The organism is Shinella sp. WSC3-e (assembly GCF_945994535.1).
Classification (GTDB): domain Bacteria; phylum Pseudomonadota; class Alphaproteobacteria; order Rhizobiales; family Rhizobiaceae; genus Shinella; species Shinella yambaruensis.
Map to the genome: position 1 here is coordinate 3,159,626 of NZ_OZ000530.1, position 19,375 is coordinate 3,179,000.

Sequence of the window (19,375 nt, forward strand, 5' to 3'; positions counted from 1 at the left end):
GGTCACTCCCTCGTTTTGGCCACCATCGTCAGGACGTCGTACTGCGCGACTGTGGCACCCAGCTGGTTCGTCACCTGGCAATCCCAGCGTACCTCGCCGTGCTCGGCATTGGCGCGCGGATTGATCTCCTTGCAGGTGAGCTGCACCTGCAGCGTATCACCCGGATTGACCGGTGTCAGGAAGCGCAGGTTGTCGACGCCGTAATTGGCAAGAACCGGACCCGGCGCCGGATCGACGAAGAGGCCGGCGGCGAAGGAGACGATGAGATAGCCATGCGCCACGCGCCCGTCGAAGAACGGGTTCGCCTTGGCCGCCTCCTCGTCCATATGGGCGTAGAAGGTGTCACCGGTGAAATTGGCGAAATGCTCGATATCGTCGAGCGTCACCGTGCGCGTTGCCGTGATGAGCTGGTCGCCGATCTTGAGTTCCGCCAGCGACTTGCGGAACGGATGCTCGCCGCCCGCCCGCGCCTCCGCGCCCGGCAGCCAGCGGCCGGTGACGGCAGCGAGCATGGTCGGCGCGCCCTGGATGGCGGTGCGCTGCATGTAATGTTTGACGCCGCGCATGCCGCCCAGCTCCTCGCCGCCGCCCGCGCGGCCGGGGCCGCCATGCACGAGGCCCGGCAACGGCGAACCGTGGCCGGTGGAGGATTTGGCGCTGACCCGGTTACCGATCATCACGCGCCCATGGAAGGGCGCAAGGCCGAGCACGACCTCTTCGGCGAAGGCCGGATCGTTGGTGAAGACCGAGGCGACGAGGCTGCCCTTGCCGCGCCGGGCGAGATCGACCGCCTCTTCCGCCGTGTCATAGGGCATAACGGTACTGACCGGGCCGAAGGCCTCGACATCGTGCACGGCGCGGGCCGAGCCCGGCCTGTCGCAATAGAGCAGCACCGGATTGAGGAAGGCGCCGGCCACGGCATCGCCGGACTGGACGCTCGGATTGTCCGGATTACCGGCGACGATTTCGGCATCGGCGGAGAGATCGCGGATGCGCGCGCGAACCTCCTCGCGCTGGTCGAGGCTGGCGAGCGGCCCCATGCGCACGGCTTCGTCGGCGGGGTTGCCGATCGCCGTCTTGCCGAGGCGCGCGCCGAGGCTTTCGATCAGCGCCTCGCTATAGGCGCGCGGCGCGATGACGCGGCGGATCGCCGTACATTTCTGGCCGGCCTTCACCGTCATCTCGCGGGCGACTTCCTTGACGAAGAGGTCGAACTCCTCCGTGCCGGGCGCTGCGTCGAGGCCGAGCACGGCGGCGTTGAGGCTGTCGGCCTCCATGGTGAAGCGCACCGAGTTTTCGATGATCGCCTTGTGCGTCTTGAGGCGCCGGCCGGTGGCGGCCGAACCGGTGAAGGTCACGGCGTCCTGCCCTTCGACGTGATCGAGCAGGTCGCCGACAGAGCCGCAGACGAGCTGCAACGCACCCTCCGGCAGAATACCGGTCTCGATGATGCGGCGGACCATCAGCTCGGTGAGATAGGCCGTCTGGCTCGCCGGCTTCACGATGGCCGGAACACCGGCCAGCAATGTTGGCGCGAGCTTTTCCAGCATGCCCCAGCAGGGGAAGTTGAAGGCGTTGATATGCACCGCAACGCCCTGCAACGGGCTCAGGATATGCTGCGCGGCAAAGGTATTGTCCTTGGAGAGCGGTTCCACGTCGCCATCCAGCAGGACGCGGGTGTTCGGCAATTCGCGCCGGCCCTTGGAAGCATAGGAGAGCAACGTGCCGATGCCGCCCTCGATATCGACCCAGCTATCGGCGCGGGTCGCGCCGGTGGCGGTGGAAAGCGCGTAGAACTCTTCCTTCCGTTCCATCAGCGCCTGGCCAAGCGCCTTCAGCATGGCGGCGCGTTCGTGGAAGGACATGCGGCGCAGGGCCGGGCCGCCCTTTTCGCGGCCATGGGCGAGGATCGCCTTGAAATCGATGCCGGAGGAATCGATGAAGGCGACCGGTTCGCCCGTCGAGGCGTCGAGCAGGGGCACGCCCTCCTTCGCGCCGGCGACCCACGCGCCGCCGACATAGCTTTCAAGCCGGCGCGGCCGGTTTGCCATGACGTTCATCTTATTGTCCTTCCTGTATTTTTACGCAATCCCGGACGGAAGACCGCCTAGTTCAATCCAAGCGCGGAAAGCTGCGCATCGACCTCCGCCCGCCAATCGGCAAGCAGGGTCTCGTTGGGCGTATGCCTGAGGCCGAAACGCGACAGCGTCTCGAAACGGGCCGAGCCGGAATGGCCGAAGCTGGCGGCGACACGCGGATACCAGTAGGCGACGGAAGCCTTCGCTTTCGCGCGCCCCTCTTCGTCGGCGGCGATGCGGGCGAGGCCGGCGAGGCCGAATTCGGCATGGCGTGTCTCGCGCGGCAGGATGGCGCGGAGAACCTCGGCGAGCGGCTGGTAGGAGACGCGCGACAATTCCTTGAGTTGCACGACGCTCGCCCGGCCCATCAGCACGTTCATGACGACGGCATCCACCCAGCCTTGCAGCGGGTAGTGGAAGACGGAAAGGCGCATGTCGCCGCCCTGCCGCGCCGCGCCGATATCGGCCTCGCGGGAAAGCCGCTCGGCCCAGGGATGGTGCACGGCGTAGCGCCCGCCATCCGCGCCGAAGGTCTCCATGACCCGCAGGACCTTGCCGGCATGATCGGCCTTTTCCAGAACGATACGGGCGGCGGAGATGCGCTCCTGGATGCCCGGCGCATCGTTGATCGTATCGGCGAAGCCGGCGGAGCCGGCCAGCTCGCTGTCGACGAAACTCGCCATCAGGCGCAGGAGCTCGCCGCGATAGCGCGGCGGCACATTGGCGGGCGAGGAGAGCACGCCGCCTTGCGCCAGATAATCCTCGATCGGCATCGTATCGGACATGAAAATTCCCCTTACTGGTCGTAGCTGACGACGATGCGGTCGGTGAGCGGATAGCACTGGCAGGTCAGCACATAGCCCTGGCGCACCTCGTAATCCTCGAGCGCGTGGTTGACCTCCATCTCGGCCTCGCCCTCCAGGATTTTCGCGCGGCAGGTGGAACAGACGCCGGCCTTGCAGGCATAGGGTGCGTCCATGGCGTTTTCGAGCGCGGCGTCGAGCAGGCTCTGGCCCTGCTTCGGGAACTTGAAGCTGCGCGTCGCGCCGTCGAGCGTGACGGTCGCCTCGCACATCGCGCCCTGGTCCGCACCGGCGACGGCCTCCACCTTGCGCCGGGCGCGGCCGGGCTGCGAGGAGGCGAACAGCTCGAACTTGATCTGGTCGTCGCGAAGGCCGTGTTCGCGGAGCGCTGCGGCAATCGCCAGCATCATCGGCTCCGGACCGCAGATGAAGGCGGTGGCAATCGACTTGATGTCGATCCAGCTCTTGAACAGCGCCGCGCACTTCTCGCCGTCGATGCGGCCGGTGAAGAGGTCGATGTCCTGTGCCTCGCTTTCGAGGACATGCAGAACGGAGAACCGGCCGAGATAGAGGTTCTTCAGGTCCTCAAGCTCCTCGCGGAACATGATCGAGCTGATCTGCCGGTTGGCGTAGACCAGCGTGAAGCGGGCGCGCGGCTCGCGCGACAAGACCGTCTTGATGATCGAGAGCACCGGCGTGATGCCGCTGCCGCCGGCAAAACCGAGATAATGCTTTGCCACTTCCGGCTCCAACGTCGTGAAAAACGCGCCCATCGGGGGCATCGCCTCCAGCGTGTCACCGGGCTTCAGGTTCTCGTTGACCCAGGTGGAGAAGCAACCGCCATCGACGCGCTTGATGCCGACCTTCAGGACGCCCTCGTCCTTGCCGGCGCAGATCGAATAGGAACGGCGCAGCTCCTCGTCCTCGAACTTGCGGCGGAAGGTCAGGTACTGGCCCTGCGTGAAGTCGAAAACGGCGCGGTCCTTGTCGGAGGGCGCAAGCGTCACCACGACCGCATCGCGCGTCTCGCGGCGAATGTCGGTCACGGTCAGGGGATGAAAACGTGCCATGTGGGCCCTCTCCCTATGGGTCAGATGCACTTGAAATAGTCGAACGGTTCCAGACAGTCGGTGCAGCGATAGCTCGCCTTGCAGGGCGTCGAGCCGAACTGGCTGATCTTTTCCGTGTTCGCCGAGCCGCAGCGCGGACAGGCGATCGTCAGGTTCGAACGGCCGGAAAGCCGGTCGATGCGTTTCATCAGCACGCCATCGGCGGCCGTGCCGTCGATCGGTGGGGCGATGCCGTAGTCGCGCAGCTTTTCCCGGCCCGCGGCACTGATCCAGTCCGTCGTCCAGGCGGGCGAGAGCCGGCGCTCCAGCTTTACCTTGTCGAGACCCTTTCCGGCGAGCGCAGCCTCGATATCGAGGTTAATCACCGTGGTGGCGGGACAGCCGGAATAGGTCGGCGTGACCGTCACCACCAGCGTATCGTCCCGCCACTCGACATCGCGGATGATGCCGAGGTCAGTCAGCGAAATGACCGGGATTTCCGGGTCCGGCACTTCGGACAGCCAGTGCCAGACCTCATCGACCGAGGGACGAAGCGCCGGGTCCATCGCCGCCTCCTACCAGGTCGCGCCCGGATAGGCGCGCTGCAGGAACTGCATCTCTGACAGGATGAAGCCGAGATGCTCGGTGTGCACGCCGCGCCGGCCGCCCTTGTGCATGTAGCCATCGGCTGGTTTCTTCAGCGTGCCTTCGGCCAGCGTCTCCGCGATGATCTCGTCCCAGCCCGCCTTGAGGCTTTCGGGCGCCGGGACGATGCCGACCTCGACCAGTTCGGCGTCGAGCGCATCGCTCATGAACATCTCGCCGGTGAAGGGCCAGAGTTCGCCCAGCGCTTCCTGCATGCGGCGATGGCTTTCGGCCGTGCCGTCACCGAGGCGGATGACGAGGTCGCGGCTGCGGTCGAGATGATAGGAGACTTCCTTGAAGGCCTTTTCCGCGATCTCGGCAATGCGCGTGTCGGAAGACCCCTTCAGTGCCTTCAAGAGCAGATAGTGCCAGGCGTCGAACAGGAACTGCCGCATCAGCGTCTTGCCGAAATCGCCGTTCGGGCGCTCGACTAAGAGGATGTTGCGGAATTCGTAGCCGTCGCGCAGATAGGCAAGATCATCGGCGGAACGGCCCTTGCCTTCCACCTCGCCGGCAAGGCCGAGCCAGAGCTGGGTCTGGCCGATCAGGTCGAGCGCGGTGTTGGCGAGCGCGATATCCTCTTCCAGCGCGGGCGAGTGCCCGCACCATTCGGAAACGCGATGGCCGAGGATCAGCGTGTTGTCGCCGATGCGCAGCAGGAATTCGAGAAGCGCGGCCTGACGGGCCGCCGGGTCGAGTGCCGCGGTCGCCATCACATATGCCCCACTTCATCCGGAATATCGAAGAACGTCGGGTGCCGGTAGACCTTGGAGTTCGACGGATCGAACAGCGGGCCCTTTTCCGAGGGTGCGCTGGCGGTGATCTCGGAGGATTTCACCACCCAGATGCTGACGCCCTCGTTGCGGCGCGTATAGACGTCGCGAGCATTGTTGATCGCCATTTCGGCGTCGGGCGCGTGCAGGCTGCCGACATGGCGATGGTTGAGGCCGTGCTGGCCCCGAATGAAAACTTCCCAAAGCGGCCATTCGCTGGACATCGTGCTCTCTCCCTTACTCGGCGGCGATCTTGGCGCTAGCGCGACGGTCGGCGACCTTTTCGGCATGCGCCGTCAGGCCGTCGCGGAACCAGGCGCCGTCATCCCATGCTTTTTTGCGCGCGTTGAGGCGTTCCGCATTGCAGGGGCCGTTGCCGGCGATCACGTTGAAGAATTCTTCCCAGTCCGGCTCGCCGAAATCGTAGCCGCCCTTCTCCTCGTTCCACTTGAGGTTCGGATCCGGCACGGTGAGGCCGAGATACTTCGCCTGCGGCACCGTCTGGTCGACGAATTTCTGGCGCAGCTCGTCGTTGGAGTTCTGCTTGATCTTCCAGGCCATCGACTGGGCCGAATGCACGGAAGCGTCGTCCGAGGGACCGAACATCATCAGCGACGGCCACCACCAGCGGTTCAGCGCGTCCTGCACCATGGCCTTCTGGGCCGGCGTGCCCTTCACCATCTTCATCAGCACGTCGTAACCCTGGCGCTGGTGAAAGCTCTCTTCCTTGCAGATGCGCACCATGGCCCGCGCATAGGGGCCGTAGGAACAGCGTTGCAGCGGCACCTGGTTCATGATCGCCGCGCCATCGACCAGCCAGCCGATCGCGCCGATGTCCGCCCAGGTCAGCGTCGGATAGTTGAAGATCGAGGAATATTTCGCCTTGCCGGAATGGAGCTGCGCATACATCTCGTCGCGGCTGATGCCGAGCGTTTCGGCGGCACAGTAGAGGTAGAGGCCGTGGCCGGCCTCGTCCTGCACCTTGGCAAGCAGGATCGCCTTGCGCTCCAGGGTCGGGGCGCGGGTGATCCAGTTGCCTTCGGGAAGCTGGCCGACGATTTCCGAATGGGCGTGCTGGCTGATCTGGCGCACCAGCGTCTTGCGATAGCCTTCCGGCATCCATTCCTTCGGCTCGATCTTCTGGCCGGCGTCGATACGCTCCTGGAAGGCGCGCTCCACGGGGTCCATCTCATCGAGGGAGCGGACGCGGGCGGCATCGGTCTTCACCATCTGGGCATACATGGTCTTTCCTCCTGCTTTACGCGTCAGACGCGTTCGAGAATGATGGCGATGCCCTGGCCGACGCCGATGCACATGGTACAGAGTGCATAACGTCCGCCCTGGCGGTGGAGCTGGTAGGTCGCGGTGGTGACGAGCCGCGCGCCGCTCATGCCGAGCGGATGACCGAGCGCGATGGCGCCGCCGTTCGGGTTCACATGCGGGGCGTCGTCCGGCAGGCCGAGATCGCGCAGAACCGCGAGCGCCTGCGAGGCGAAGGCCTCGTTGAGCTCGATGACATCCATCTGGCCGAGCGAAAGACCGGCGCGCTCCAGCACGCGGCGCGTGGCCGGCGCCGGGCCGAAACCCATGATGCGCGGCTCAAGGCCCGCCGCCGCCATGGCGACGACGCGCGCTTTCGGAGACAATCCTTGCGCCTTGATGGTGGCTTCATTGGCGATGAGCAAAGCAGCCGCACCGTCGTTGACGCCCGAGGCATTGCCGGCGGTGACGGAAAGGTCCGGGCCGTTGACGCCCTTCAGCTTGGCAAGCTGCTCGGCCGTCGTGCCGGGACGCGGATGCTCGTCGGTGTCGACGACCAGCGGATCACCCTTCTTCTGCGGCACGGAAACGGGCACGATCTCATCGGCAAAGATGCCGGCCTCGTGCGCGGCGGCCCAGCGGGCCTGGCTGCGCGCCGCGAAAGCGTCCTGATCCGCGCGGCTGACGGCGAAATCGGCGGCAACGTTGTCGGCCGTCTGCGGCATGGAATCGACGCCGAAGGCCTTCTTCATCTTTGGATTGACGAAGCGCCAGCCGATCGTCGTGTCATAGACCGCATTCGACCGGGAGAAGGCGCTTTCGGCCTTGGGCATGACGAAGGGCGCGCGGCTCATGCTCTCGACGCCGCCGGCGATGACGAAATCGCAGTCACCGGCGCGGATGGCGCGCGCCGCCATGCCGACGGCGTCCATGCCGGAACCACAGAGGCGGTTGACGGTGGTGGCGGGAATGGAAACGGGAAGGCCGGACAGCAGCACGGCCATGCGGCCGACATTGCGGTTGTCCTCGCCGGCCTGGTTGGCGCAGCCGTAGATGAGATCGTCCACCTTCGACCAGTCGATATCGGGATTGCGCGCCATCAGCCCGGAGAGCGGCACCGCCGCCAAATCATCGGCACGAACCGACGACAACAAACCGCCATAACGGCCGATCGGCGTACGGACGGCATCGCAGATAAAGGCTTCGGACACGCGGTTTCCTCCCTGATATCCAAGGGTCGATCCGTTCCTCCAGAAACATTGACCGACCGATCGGTTATCTATTTAGCACTCGATACGTCACAAATCAATGCTGATTTCTCCAAATTATGTGATGTTTCGTTCCAGCAGCTGGTATCATAGCACAAACCACGCATTTCCCTATGAAAAGTCGCGCCGGATCGACTCGCGCAGCAGCGAAAGACGGCGGAGCGTCGCCTCGCTCGCTTCAGGCAAGGCGCCGGCCGCCGTGACGAAATGGCGGGCGACATGCAGGTCCGCCTCGGGCGAGAGGCGGAGATAGAGGTCGGCAAAGAGCATCCGGGCCGCCTCCCCCGGCCATTCCGCCGGCAGGGCCGCCTGCGGCAGGCGCGGATCACGCAGCACGACGAGGCGGAACTGGTGCACGAGCACCAGCCGGGCGACGAGGCTTTCCGCCGCACCGAGCCGCATCCCGCCCGCAAGCAGGTCGGCAAGGCGCCCGAAGCGCCTGAGGAAGCCATGATAGGCTTCGGCATGCAGCGCGAGGTTCCAATGGTCGGACGCAAAGGCGCCGAGGTCCCGCTCGCCGCTCACCACCTCGCCGCGGAAGACGACGGCCGGCTGCTTGAGATGCGGCAAAGACCGCGCGCCGACGGCAAGGCGCGGGCCGAGCCGGGCATGACCCGCCCGCTCGAGAACCTGCATCGCCTCGTCCGGTGCCGTCCCCGTCAGCTGCACGAAATGCCAGTCCGCGGCCTCCGGCGGGCCGAACAGCAAGCGGGCGGCGGCCGCAAATTCGCTCCGGGCGGGCGCGGCGAGGCGATAGAAGCTGCGCCGCCCCTCCCGCTCGCCGGACAATTGCCCGGCGGCGACGAGGCGCGAGACGGCGGTGCGCACCAGCGTCTCGCTGATGCCGACGGCGGCGCAGGTCTCGATCAGGTTGCCGGTCCACACGACGCCGCCCCGCGGCTCCACGACGTCGCCGTAGATGGTGACGATGAAACCGGCGGCCTTCAGCGGGCTGTCTTCGACGATGGCCCGCAGCAGCGCGCCGAACACGCTTTCCGTCCTGTCCTTGTCCGCCGGCAACCCCGCCCCCTGACCTGTTCCGCTCCAGCCGTGCCGAGGACTAGCCCAGAATCGGCCATGACGGAAAGCCCTACCCGGCCCCACAGAGAAAGGCGCGGCCTCGTCAGCAAATATTAAGTTGCATCTGCCATGGTTCGCCGATCGCCGGATGCCGGGCAGAACCTCGCCCGGTGCAACCAGGATGCGCGGAGACACACGGAACGCGATGAACGACCGGAATGCGCAGCTCTCCCTTCAGGGGCTGGGATATTATATCCCCGCCATCGTGGTCGCGCTTGCCGTGCTCATCGCCATTTTTCTCGCCGATGCCCAGAAACAGCGGCTGGAGGAGGAATACCTGCGTTCCTTCACGACGGAGCAGCTCGGCCTGCTGCGCTCGCGCCTCGAAGGCAACATCCATGGCGACATCAACCTCGTGCAGGGCCTCGTCGCGGCGCTTTCGACCGAACCCGACATGCCGCCGAGCCGCTTTGCCGATCTTGCGGGCCGCATTTTCCGCAAGGACACGCGGTTGCGCAATCTCGCCATTGCGCCGGATTTCATCGTCTCGCTCATCTATCCGGTCAAGGGAAACGAGCGCAGCATCGGCCTCGACTACCGCAAGAACGAGTCCCAGCGCGCCGCCGCCATGCAGGTCAAGGCACTCGACCGGCTGATCGTCACCGGTCCGGTCGATCTCGTGCAGGGCGGCCGCGGCGTGATTGCGCGCTACCCGATCCACGCCGGGCGGAACAATGCCTTCATCGGCATCGCCTCCGCCGTGATCGACCTCGACAAGCTCCTGGAGAGCAGCGGCTTCGGTGAAGAGCTCAAGATTGCCGTCTCGCTTTCCAGCCGGCCGCATGTCGGCGGCGAAGCGAGGACCTTCTTCACGACGGCCGCGGCCGTCGATGCCGATCCGGTGGTGATGACCATCGATATCGGCCATGAGGTCTGGACCATGTCGGCCGCACCGCTGGAAGGCTGGCGCCAGCCCTCTGCCGATCTCGCCTTCTTTCGCGCCGGGCTTGCGCTCCTCGCCGTCATCATCATCGCACCCATGTTCTGGGTCGGCTACCTCATGAAGGATCGCCACCGGCATATTCTTGCGCTGCAGGACCGGGAGGACCAGCTCGAAACCGTCTCGCAGCGCCTGCAGCTCGCACTCGACGCCTCGCGCGTGGGCGTTTGGGAATATGATCCCGAAACGTCGACCCTCACCTGGGATGCCCGTATGCGCGCGCTCTACAACGTGCCGCCAGGCCAGCCGATCTGCCGCTACGAGGACTGGCGCGCCGCGCTCCACCCCGACGACCTGAAGGAGGCCGAGCGCGTCTTCACCAACGCCATCGAAACCGAAAAGCCCTATCTCACCGGGTTTCGTGTGCTGACCGCCGACGGTGATATCCGCCACATCCGCGCCCACGGCATGACCTACCGCGCGTCCTCCGGCGCAAAGCGCATCGTCGGCGCCAATTGGGACGTGACGGAGGACAATCGCCTGCAGGCCGAACTGCTCGAGGCCAAGCTGACGGCCGAGGCGCAGAACAGGGCGCTGGAGGATGCCCATCTCGTGCTGGAGCACAATTCGCTGCACGACGCCCTCACCCGCCTTCCCAACCGGCGCTTCCTCGATCAGCAGCTCGCGCTAGCCGGCATGGGCGAGGATGCGCGCCCCCTCACCCTGCTGCATATCGACCTCGACCGTTTCAAGGACATCAACGACACGCTCGGCCATGCCGCGGGCGACGAGGTGCTGAAACAGGCCGCGGGCGTGCTGCGCGCCCATATTCCGGCGGAGGACTTCATCGCCCGCATCGGCGGCGACGAATTCGTGCTGCTGTCACGCCGCGACCCGGCAAAGGCCGATTTCAGCGCCCTTTCGGCCCGCCTCATCGAGGCGATAAGCGAGCCGATGGCGATCGAGGGCCACGACTGTCGCATCGGCGCGAGCATCGGCATCGCGACGCGCAACGATGCGGAAGAATCCGCCGAACAGCTGCTCGTCAATGCCGACATCGCGCTCTACGAGGCCAAGCGCCGCGGCCGCAACCGCGTGGAAGCCTTCAACGACGAGCTGCGCCTGCGCACCGTGGAGGTCAAGCGGCTCGGCGACGACATCCTGCGCGGCCTCGAACGCGGCGAATTCCACCCCTTCTTCCAGCCTCAGTTCGATGCCGAGACGCTGGAGATCGTTGGCGTCGAGGCGTTGGCGCGCTGGCAGCACCCGACGCGTGGCATCATTACGCCGGACGTCTTCCTGCCGGTTGCCGAAAGCCTCAACGTCGTCGCCCAGATCGACGAGGCCATCCTCGACCAGGCGCTGTTCCAGTCCATGCGCTGGGAGGGACAGGGGCTCGGCATTGCCCGCGTCTCCGTCAATGTCTCCTGCCAGCGCCTGCGCGACGACGATCTCCTCGGAAAGCTGCGCGCCATAAACATCCGTCCCGGCTCGCTGACCTTCGAACTCCTGGAATCGATTTCCTTCGACACGGCCGACGATGGGTTGAAACAGGCGATCGACGATATCAAGACCCTCGGCATCGATATCGAGATCGACGATTTCGGCACCGGCCATGCGTCCATCGTCAGCCTCCTGGAACTATCGCCCAAGCGGCTGAAGATCGATCGCCGGCTGGTGCTGCCCCTGCTCGAATCCACCGCGCAGCAGAGCCTCGTCCGCTCGATCATCGACATCGGCAAGGTGCGCGGCATCGAAACGGTCGCGGAAGGCGTCGAGACGCTGGCGCATGCCGAGCTGCTGCGCAGCCTCGGCTGCCATGTCCTGCAGGGCTATGCCTTCGCCCGGCCGATGGCAGCGGACGATTTCCTCGCCTTCGCCAAGGCGCGGGGCTGGATGCCGGCGGTAAAGACCGGGCTCACGACGGCAAGAGCGAGTTGAGCGCATCCGCGACGGCCCGGCCATCATGCTGGCCGCGCTGCCAGGGGTCCTCGAAGTCGCCGATCACCCGCTCGATGCCGAGCCGCGCACCCACATCTTCCAGCGCGCCGTTGCCGAGATAAGCGAAAGGGCCGACGGTCTTTTCGAAGGGCAGCAGCTGGTGGTTCGCCAGGACATGGGTGAAGGGTCGCGCATCCGCCCCCTCCTGCCGCCGCCAGAGCGCCGCGGCGATCTCCAGCATGCGTGCTACGTCCAGCCCGCGGGTCTCCCGGCATTGCAGCATGTTGCCGATGAAGATGCGGCGGGCATGCACATTGCGCGCAATGGCCGGCACGATTCCCTCTACGAGAAGATGCGGCAGGACGCTGGTGAAGAAGCTGCCCGGGCCGAAGACGATGGCATCGGCGCTTTCCAGACTTTCGAGCACCGCCTCATTGGCCGGCACGGGCGCGCCGTTCCGGCCGGAAAGGGCGATGTCGCGGATGCCGATGCCGCTGGCCGTATCATCGAGCGCCGTCATCCTGTGCTGCCCTTCGATCCGGGTTCCGTCGTTCAGCACGGCGGAAAGTTCGACGCCGTCGGCCGCCGTGGACGGCCAGACATGGCCGGTAATGTCGCAGAGCTTGCGGAAAACGAAGATGGCGGTGTTGATGTCGCTGTTGTGGGCGAGATGCGCACCCGTCAGGATGAAATTGCCGATGCTGCCGTTGCGGAAATCGAAATCCGCGCCGATCGCCGCGCGAAAGGTGCGCAGGTAGTTGAGGATCGCACCGCGCAGACCCGGCTCCATGCGCTCCAAGAGCGGATGGCGGCCTTCGGCATAGAGGGCGAATTCCGTGCGGGCGTCATCCTCCGTCCCGCTGGTCATGCGCGCATTGCAGACCTTGACGACATCGCCCACCTGGCCTTCGCCATGGGCCATGGTCATCAGCGCCTGGCGGATATCGCCGACGGCGAGCACGCCGAGGCTTTCGCGGATGGTCTTGGAGCTGCCCCCGCTGTCCCAGGCCGGCACGATGCGCGTCAGCCGCGCCGGCCCGGAGAGCAGCGCCAGATTGGTCGTGCGGCACGCGGTGCCGCCCGAAAAGAGCACGATATGCGGCAAACGGCCTTCGGCCATCCGGTCTCCTCTTGTCTGCGCTCCGGATTACGGCCCGATATTATAGGCCGCGCCGATGAGGGTCTTGGTATAATCCTCCCGCGGCGCGCTGAAAATGGCGTCCGTGGGTCCCTCCTCGACAATCTTGCCGTCCTTCATCACCACCACATAGTCGCTCATGGCGCGCACCACCGAAAGATCATGGCTGATGAAGACATAGGACAGGCCGTAGCGGGACTGGAGATCGCGCAGGAGCTCGATCACCTGGCCCTGCACGGAACGGTCGAGTGCCGAGGTCGGCTCGTCGAGAATGACGGCCTGGGGTTTGAGGATCATCGCCCGCGCAATCGCGATGCGCTGCCGCTGGCCACCGGAAAACTCGTGCGGATAGCGGTTGCGCGCCGCCGGATCGAGCCCGACCTCCTTCAGCGCCGCGATCGCCCGCTTGTCGCGATCGGCCCGCGATAGTTGCGGCTCGTGCACGTAGAGACCCTCGGTGATGATCTCGCCGACCGTCTGGCGCGGCGAGAGCGATCCGTAGGGATCCTGGAAGACGAGCTGCATGCTGCGACGGAGCGGCCGCATGCCGGTGCGGTCGAGGCCGGAAATATCCGTCCTGCCGAAACGGTAGGCGCCCTTGCTGGCGATCAGCCTGAGCAGCGCCCGCCCGAGCGTCGACTTGCCCGAGCCGGATTCGCCCACCACGCCGATCGTCTGGCCTTCGCGCAGGCTGATGCTGACATTGTCGACGGCGCGGAACGTGCTGGCGCGCTGCTTCAGGAAGCCGCCGTCGATCTTGTAGTCGACGACGACATTGCGGCCCTCCAGGATGATCGGCGCGTCATCCGGCGGCGCGGCCTTGCGGCCATGCGGCTCGGCCTCGATCAGCATGCGGGTGTAGTCAGCTTGGGGGTTCTCGAAGATGCCGGCCGTGCCGCCCTGCTCGACGATCTCGCCGCGCCGCATGACGACGACCCGCTCGGCGAAATGCCGGACGATGCCGAGATCGTGCGTGATGAGCACGATCGCCATGTCGAAGCGTTTCTGCAGGTCGCGCAAGAGCTTGAGGATCTGCGCCTGGATCGTCACGTCGAGCGCCGTCGTCGGTTCGTCGGCGATCAGGATGTCCGGCTCGTTGGCGAGCGCCATGGCGATCATCACGCGCTGGCGCTGGCCGCCGGACATCTCGTGCGGATAGCTGTCGATACGGCGCTCAGGCTCCGGAATGCCGACGAGTTTCAGGAGTTCCAGCACACGCGGCCGGGCCTCCTTCCGCGTACCGCCGCGGTGGTGCACGATCACCTCGGCGATCTGCTTGCCGACGGGATAGAGCGGATCGAGCGAGGTCATCGGCTCCTGGAAGATCATGGTGATCTTCGCGCCGCGGATCTCGTTGAGCGCCTTCGGCGGAAGGCCGACCATCTCCTGCCCGCGATATTTCGCGGAGCCCGAAACCCGTCCGTTCGCGGCCAGCAGGCCCATGATGCCCATCATGGTCTGGCTCTTGCCGGAGCCGGATTCGCCGACCACCGCCAGGGTCTCGCCGGGGCGGACATCGAGGCTGATGCCCTTGACAGCATCGACATCGCCGTCCGGCGTCGTGAAGGAGACCTTCAGGTCGCGCACGGCGAGGATCGGCTCCATGGTCTTCTGTGTCTCTGCCATGTCAGCGATCCTTCGGGTCGAATGCGTCACGCAGGCCATCACCGACGAAGTTCAGCGAGAAGAGCGTAACGACGAAGAAGATGGCGGGGAAGACGAGCAGCCAGGGCGCCGACTGGATGTTGTTCGCGCCTTCGGCGATCAGCGAGCCCCAGCTCGTTAGCGGCGCCTGCACGCCGAGGCCGAGGAAGGAAAGGAAGCTTTCGAGCAGGATCACCTTGGGCACGATCACCGTGACGAAGATGACGACCGGGCCGATCGTGTTGGGGATGACGTGCCGGCGGATGATCTGCCAGTCGGTCAGCCCCAGAGCCTCCGCCGCGCCGATGAACTCCCGGCGTTTCAAGGAAAGCGTCTGGCCGCGCACGATGCGGGCCATGTCGAGCCATTCCACCGCGCCGATGACGATGAAGATCAGCACGAAGCTGCGCCCGAAGAAGACGACGAGCACCACGACGAGGAAGACGAAGGGCAGCGAATAGAGGATCTCGACGAAACGCATCATCACATTGTCGACGCGCCCGCCCATGTAACCCGAAATCGCGCCGTAGACGACGCCGATGCCGAGCGAGACGAGGCTGGCGAGGAGACCGACGGCGATGGATATCTGCCCGCCGAGCATGACGCGCGCCATGAGGTCGCGCCCGTTGGTATCGGTGCCGAACAGGAAATATTCCCGGTCGACGACGCCAGAAAGCGTCAGCTTGCGGCCCTCGTCCTCGGTCGAGAGAACTTCCGTCTTGTCGAACTCGTTGGCGCGGTCGAAGTAGCGCGTCGTGCGCGGATCGATCGGATTCTCGGCGGTGACGACCGCGGTGAAGGTCTCGCCCTCGACGGAGAAGGACTGAAGCTCGACGCGGGCGCGTGCCGCGACACCCTTCATCGCTTCCTCCAGCGTGTCCTCGCCCGGCCGCGGCTCGAGGCTCGGCGGGATGGTGACATAGGAAGAGAAGACCTGATCGTAGCTGTGGCTGATGAAGAAGGGACCGAAGAACGAGAAGCAGGCGATCAGCACCAGCATCACGGAGCCGGCCATGGCCGGGCGATTGCGACGGAAGCGCATGACGGCGAGCTGGAAGAGGCTGCGCCCCTTCACCTCGCTCTCGGGCACGGGGGAAACGACGGCGTCAGTCATGGCGAACCCTCGGATCGAGCAGGCCATAGAGAATGTCGACCAGCAGATTGAAGACGATGACGAAGATGGCGATCAGGACGACCGTGCCCATGACGAGCGTATAGTCGCGGTTGATCGCCCCGAGCACGAAGTAGCGCCCGACGCCGGGAATGGTGAAGATGGTCTCGACAACCGCCGAGCCGGTCAGGAGAGCGGCCGCGCAGGGCGCGAGATAGGAGACGATCGGCAGCATGGCGCCGCGCATGGCATGCACCACGACCACCGATTTCGCCGGCAGGCCATAGGCCCGCGCGGTGCGGATATGGTCGGTGCGCAGGGCCTCGATCATCGAGCCGCGGGTGAGCCGCGCGAAGACCGCGAGCTGCGGCAGGGCGAGCGCGATCATCGGCAGGATGAGGAAGCGCAGCGACCCGTCGCCCCAGCCGCCGGCCGGCAGCCAGGCGAGCATGATGGCGAAGATCAGCGTCAGCACCGGCCCGACGACGAAGTTCGGCACCGTGACGCCGATCGTTGCCACCGACATGACGGCGAAATCGAGCGCGCTGTTCTGGCGCAGCGCCGCGATCGTGCCGACGATGACGCCGCCGACGAGCGCGAGCAACAATGCGTAGAAGCCGAGCTCGACCGAATAGGGCAGTCCCTTGCCGATCAGCTCGGCGACGGAATTATCCTTGTAGATGTAGCTCGGTCCGAAATCGCCGGTGACGGCGTTGCCCATATAGGTGAGGTATTGTCGCCAGAGCGGCTGATCGAGCTGGTAGGCCCGCATCAGGTTTTCCATCGTGGCGGGCGGCAGGGGACGTTCGAGGTTGAACGGACCGCCGGGCGCAAAGCGCATGAGAAAGAACGAAATGGTGACGACGATGAATAGCGTCGGCACGGCGCTTGCGAGGCGCCGCAGAACGAAGGCAAGCATGGCCAGGTCTCCCCAGATACGAAAGCGCGCGGCCTCAGGAGGCCGCGCACTGACGCCGGATCATTCCGAAACGCTGAGGAAGCGGCTCAGGTGCTGGTTGGCGGCATTGTCCTGCCAACCCTGAACCTTGCTGGAGACGAGCCACAGATCGGCCTGTGTCAGGAGCGGGGCGATCGGCTGTTCCTTCATGAGAAGGGCTTCCGCCTCGTGCAGCACCTTGGCGCGCATTGCCGGGTCCCGCTCCTCGTACGACTGCTTCATGAGCGCGTCATACTCGACATTGTTGAACTTGCCATAGTTGAAGGTCTTGTTGGTGCTGACGCTGAGCGCCAGGAAGTTCTCCGCATCCGCGTAGTCGGCGACCCAGCCGGCACGCGCCACGTTGAACGCGCCACCTTCCTGCAGGTAGGCGTAGTGCGAGGAGACGTCGAGGTTCACCATCGAGACGTCCGCGCCGAAGGTGTTCTTCCACATGTCGGCAACGGCCGTCGCCACGCGCTCGTGGTTCGGGTTGGTGTTGTAGCGGATCTCGATCTTCAACGGCTTGCCGCCCTCGCCGTAGCCGGCCTCCTTCATCAGCTTGAGCGCCTCATCCTCGCGGTCGAGCTGCGAAAGCGCGCCGAAATCGGCGGTCGCCGGCTCATAGCCTTCCATGCCGGGGGGCACCATGGAATAGGCCGGGAGCTGCGAGCCCGAATAGATTTCCTTGGCCAGGAAGTCGCGGTCGACAGCCATGGAGAGCGCGCGGCGCACGTTGACGTCGCTGTAGGGCTCCTGTCGGGTGTCGAAGGCGTAGTAGTAGGTCGCCAGCGTCGGCGAGACATGGACCTGCTCGCCATAGCTCGCCTTCAGCCGCTCGATCTGGTCGGCGGAGAAGTTGTAGACGAGGTCCATTTCCTTCGCCTCGAAGCGCCGGACCGAAGCGGCCTGGTCGTCGATCGGGTAGAAGATCACCTTGTCGAGCTTGACGTTCGCGACATCCCAATAGTTCTCGTTCTTCTCGACGACCAGGTTGTCGTTCGGGACATGGCTGACCAGCTTGAAGGCGCCGTTCGACACCATCGTGCCGGGCTTGACGAAGTCGGCGCCGTTCTTCTCGACGCTGGCCTTGGAGACCGGAAGCGCCGTCTGGTGCGCAAGCAGCTCGAGGAAGAAGGGCGTCGGCCGCTCCAGCGTCACTTCCAGCGTCGTGGCATCGACGGCCTTGAGGCCGAGCTGGTCGAGGCCGAGCTCACCCTTGTTGACCTTTTCCGCGTTCTTGATCGGATAGAGGATATTGGCATAGCCCGCCGCGGTCTTCGGGTCTTCCACGCGGGTGAAGGAGAAGACGAAGTCTTCCGCCGTCACCGGGGAACCGTCCGACCACTTCGCGTTCTCGCGCAGCTTGAACGTATAGACCGTGCCGTCGTCGGAGACGGTCCAGCTTTCCGCGGCGCCGGGAACGATCTTGCCGGACGCGTCATAGATCGTCAGGCCCTCGTAGAGGTCCTTGAGGATGAACTCCTCGATGTTGATGGAAGTGTGCGCCTGGTCGAGGGTCTGCGGTTCGCCGGCATTGCCGCGGTGAAGCACCGCTTCTGCAAGAGCCGGACCGGCGCCCAGCAGGATTGCGCCCGCAAGAAGAGCCGCACGAAAGCCAATGAGTCTGTTTGCCATTTTGTTTTCCTTCCCCGGTTGTTATTTTGGGTGCCACATCAATTGTCCCTGTTTTCCCGCTTGGCAAGCCCCTAAAAACACGAAATGCACAAAGGCCGCAGCCCGCGCAGCGGGCCGGATTTTTAAAGCGAAACGCGCCCTTCTCCGCCTGAAGGCAGCGGAAAATGAGAAAAATATTCGCATTTGCCGTTTTTATTCGCAGTTTTCTGCCCATCGTTTTGCACCGATTTCTGCGATCTATCGCCCCATCGAACACTTGAGCCAGAAACGGAGTTCCAAGATGAACTGGTTGAAGACCCTCGCCGCCGCTGCGGCGCTCCAAGCCGCCATTCTCGCCCCGGCCCATGCGGGGGAAAACCTCGCGGCCGTGCAGGCCGCCGGCGCGCTGAAGATCGGCACCGAAGGCACCTATGCGCCCTTCACCTACCACGACACCGACGGCAAGCTGGTCGGCTTCGACGTCGAGATCGGCGAGGCCATCGCCAAGAAGCTCGGCGTCAAGGCCGAGTTCCTGGAAGGCAAGTGGGACGGCCTCATCGCCGGCCTCGATGCAAACCGCTACGACGCCGTGATCAACCAGGTCGGCATCACCGAGGCGCGCAAGCAGAAATACGACTTCTCCGAGCCCTACATCGCCTCCAAGGCCGTGCTGATCGTGCGTGCCGACGACGACAGCATCAAGGGATTCGCCGACCTCAAGGGCAAGAAATCCGCCCAGTCGCTGACCTCCAATTTCGGCAGGATCGCTGAAGGCGCCGGCGCCGAGCTCGTCGGCACCGACGGCTTCGACCAGTCGATCCAGCTCGTCCTGACCGGCCGCGCCGACGCGACGATCAACGACAGCCTGTCCTTCCTCGACTTCAAGAAGCACAAGCCCGATGCCAATGTGAAGATCGCCGCCGAACAGGAAAACGCCGACTATTCCGGCGTGATCATCCGCAAGGGCGAGCCGGAGCTGCTGGACGCGATCAACAAGGCGCTTGCCGACATCAAGGCCGACGGCACGTACCAGGCGATCTCGGACAAGTATTTCGGCCAGGACGTCTCGAAGTAAATCCTGCCCGGGGACCGCTTCGCGGCGGCCCGCTCCTCGACTATAGATAAAACCACGACCTGGCCGGGGATCACCC

At 65.1% G+C, this 19,375-nt stretch carries 16 protein-coding genes; 2 read left to right on the forward strand and 14 right to left on the reverse strand.

What is annotated here, in order from left to right; all coding sequences use genetic code 11:
- Positions 1–2 precede the first annotated feature (2 nt).
- The 9 genes from paaZ to paaX all read right to left on the reverse strand — a co-directional run bounded on the left by paaZ (position 3) and on the right by paaX (position 8,896).
- Positions 3–2,060 carry a phenylacetic acid degradation bifunctional protein PaaZ gene (gene paaZ / locus AABF56_RS15670; protein ID WP_272806639.1) on the reverse strand — a complete coding sequence of 686 codons (2,058 nt, stop codon included), beginning with the start codon at positions 2,058–2,060 and terminating at the stop codon, positions 3–5.
- Between the two features lie 47 nt (positions 2,061–2,107).
- Entirely contained in the window at positions 2,108–2,863 is a 756-nt protein-coding gene (locus AABF56_RS15675) for a Phenylacetic acid catabolic protein (RefSeq protein ID WP_272806640.1), read from the reverse strand.
- An 11-nt stretch (positions 2,864–2,874) separates the two neighbouring features.
- On the reverse strand, positions 2,875–3,951 hold the full coding sequence (gene paaE, locus AABF56_RS15680; protein WP_272806641.1) for a 1,2-phenylacetyl-CoA epoxidase subunit PaaE: 1,077 nt from the start codon (positions 3,949–3,951) through the stop codon (positions 2,875–2,877).
- Positions 3,952–3,971: 20 nt separating this feature from the next.
- Positions 3,972–4,496: a 1,2-phenylacetyl-CoA epoxidase subunit PaaD gene (gene paaD, locus AABF56_RS15685; RefSeq protein ID WP_272806642.1), complete on the reverse strand. Its 525-nt coding sequence runs from the start codon at positions 4,494–4,496 to the stop codon at positions 3,972–3,974.
- Between the two features lie 9 nt (positions 4,497–4,505).
- Positions 4,506–5,288 (reverse strand): 1,2-phenylacetyl-CoA epoxidase subunit PaaC, encoded by a 783-nt coding sequence (gene paaC / locus AABF56_RS15690; protein ID WP_272806643.1) that lies wholly within the window; start codon positions 5,286–5,288, stop codon positions 4,506–4,508.
- Positions 5,288–5,572, reverse strand: a complete 285-nt coding sequence (paaB, locus tag AABF56_RS15695; protein WP_023516149.1) for a 1,2-phenylacetyl-CoA epoxidase subunit PaaB — start codon at positions 5,570–5,572, stop codon at positions 5,288–5,290. Before paaB ends, paaC begins: the two co-directional genes overlap by 1 nt.
- Positions 5,573–5,585: 13 nt before the next feature.
- Positions 5,586–6,590, reverse strand: a complete 1,005-nt coding sequence (gene paaA, locus AABF56_RS15700) for a 1,2-phenylacetyl-CoA epoxidase subunit PaaA (protein WP_272806644.1) — start codon at positions 6,588–6,590, stop codon at positions 5,586–5,588.
- A 23-nt stretch (positions 6,591–6,613) separates the two neighbouring features.
- Positions 6,614–7,819, reverse strand: coding sequence for a 3-oxoadipyl-CoA thiolase (pcaF, locus tag AABF56_RS15705; RefSeq protein ID WP_272806645.1), 1,206 nt, complete (start codon positions 7,817–7,819; stop codon positions 6,614–6,616).
- Positions 7,820–7,987: 168 nt separating this feature from the next.
- Entirely contained in the window at positions 7,988–8,896 is a 909-nt protein-coding gene (gene paaX, locus AABF56_RS15710) for a phenylacetic acid degradation operon negative regulatory protein PaaX (protein WP_272806646.1), read from the reverse strand.
- Between the two features lie 205 nt (positions 8,897–9,101).
- Between paaX and AABF56_RS15715 the strand changes: the two genes are divergently transcribed.
- Positions 9,102–11,777 carry a bifunctional diguanylate cyclase/phosphodiesterase gene (locus tag AABF56_RS15715; RefSeq protein ID WP_272806647.1) on the forward strand — a complete coding sequence of 892 codons (2,676 nt, stop codon included), beginning with the start codon at positions 9,102–9,104 and terminating at the stop codon, positions 11,775–11,777.
- Here AABF56_RS15715 and AABF56_RS15720 read toward each other — a convergent pair.
- Genes AABF56_RS15720 through AABF56_RS15740 form a run of 5 tightly spaced genes read right to left on the reverse strand, consistent with a single transcriptional unit; the run spans position 11,755 to position 18,245 of the window.
- Entirely contained in the window at positions 11,755–12,897 is a 1,143-nt protein-coding gene (locus AABF56_RS15720; protein ID WP_272806648.1) for a gluconeogenesis factor YvcK family protein, read from the reverse strand. The genes AABF56_RS15715 and AABF56_RS15720 overlap by 23 nt on opposite strands.
- 27 nt (positions 12,898–12,924) lie before the next feature.
- On the reverse strand, positions 12,925–14,541 hold the full coding sequence (locus AABF56_RS15725; RefSeq protein ID WP_244768144.1) for an ABC transporter ATP-binding protein: 1,617 nt from the start codon (positions 14,539–14,541) through the stop codon (positions 12,925–12,927).
- 1 nt (position 14,542) lies between these two features.
- The gene (locus AABF56_RS15730; RefSeq protein WP_244768143.1) at positions 14,543–15,673 is read right to left on the reverse strand and encodes an ABC transporter permease; all 1,131 of its coding nucleotides are present in this window, start codon (positions 15,671–15,673) and stop codon (positions 14,543–14,545) included.
- A complete protein-coding gene (oppB, locus tag AABF56_RS15735; RefSeq protein ID WP_244768142.1) occupies positions 15,666–16,589 on the reverse strand; it encodes an oligopeptide ABC transporter permease OppB in 924 nt (307 codons plus the stop codon). Before oppB ends, AABF56_RS15730 begins: the two co-directional genes overlap by 8 nt.
- 60 nt (positions 16,590–16,649) lie before the next feature.
- Positions 16,650–18,245 carry a peptide ABC transporter substrate-binding protein gene (locus tag AABF56_RS15740; RefSeq protein ID WP_272806649.1) on the reverse strand — a complete coding sequence of 532 codons (1,596 nt, stop codon included), beginning with the start codon at positions 18,243–18,245 and terminating at the stop codon, positions 16,650–16,652.
- A gap of 280 nt (positions 18,246–18,525) precedes the next feature.
- On the opposite strand from AABF56_RS15740, the gene AABF56_RS15745 reads away from it, so the two are divergent.
- Positions 18,526–19,299, forward strand: coding sequence for an amino acid ABC transporter substrate-binding protein (locus AABF56_RS15745; RefSeq protein ID WP_272806650.1), 774 nt, complete (start codon positions 18,526–18,528; stop codon positions 19,297–19,299).
- The last annotated feature ends 76 nt before the right edge of the window (positions 19,300–19,375 follow it).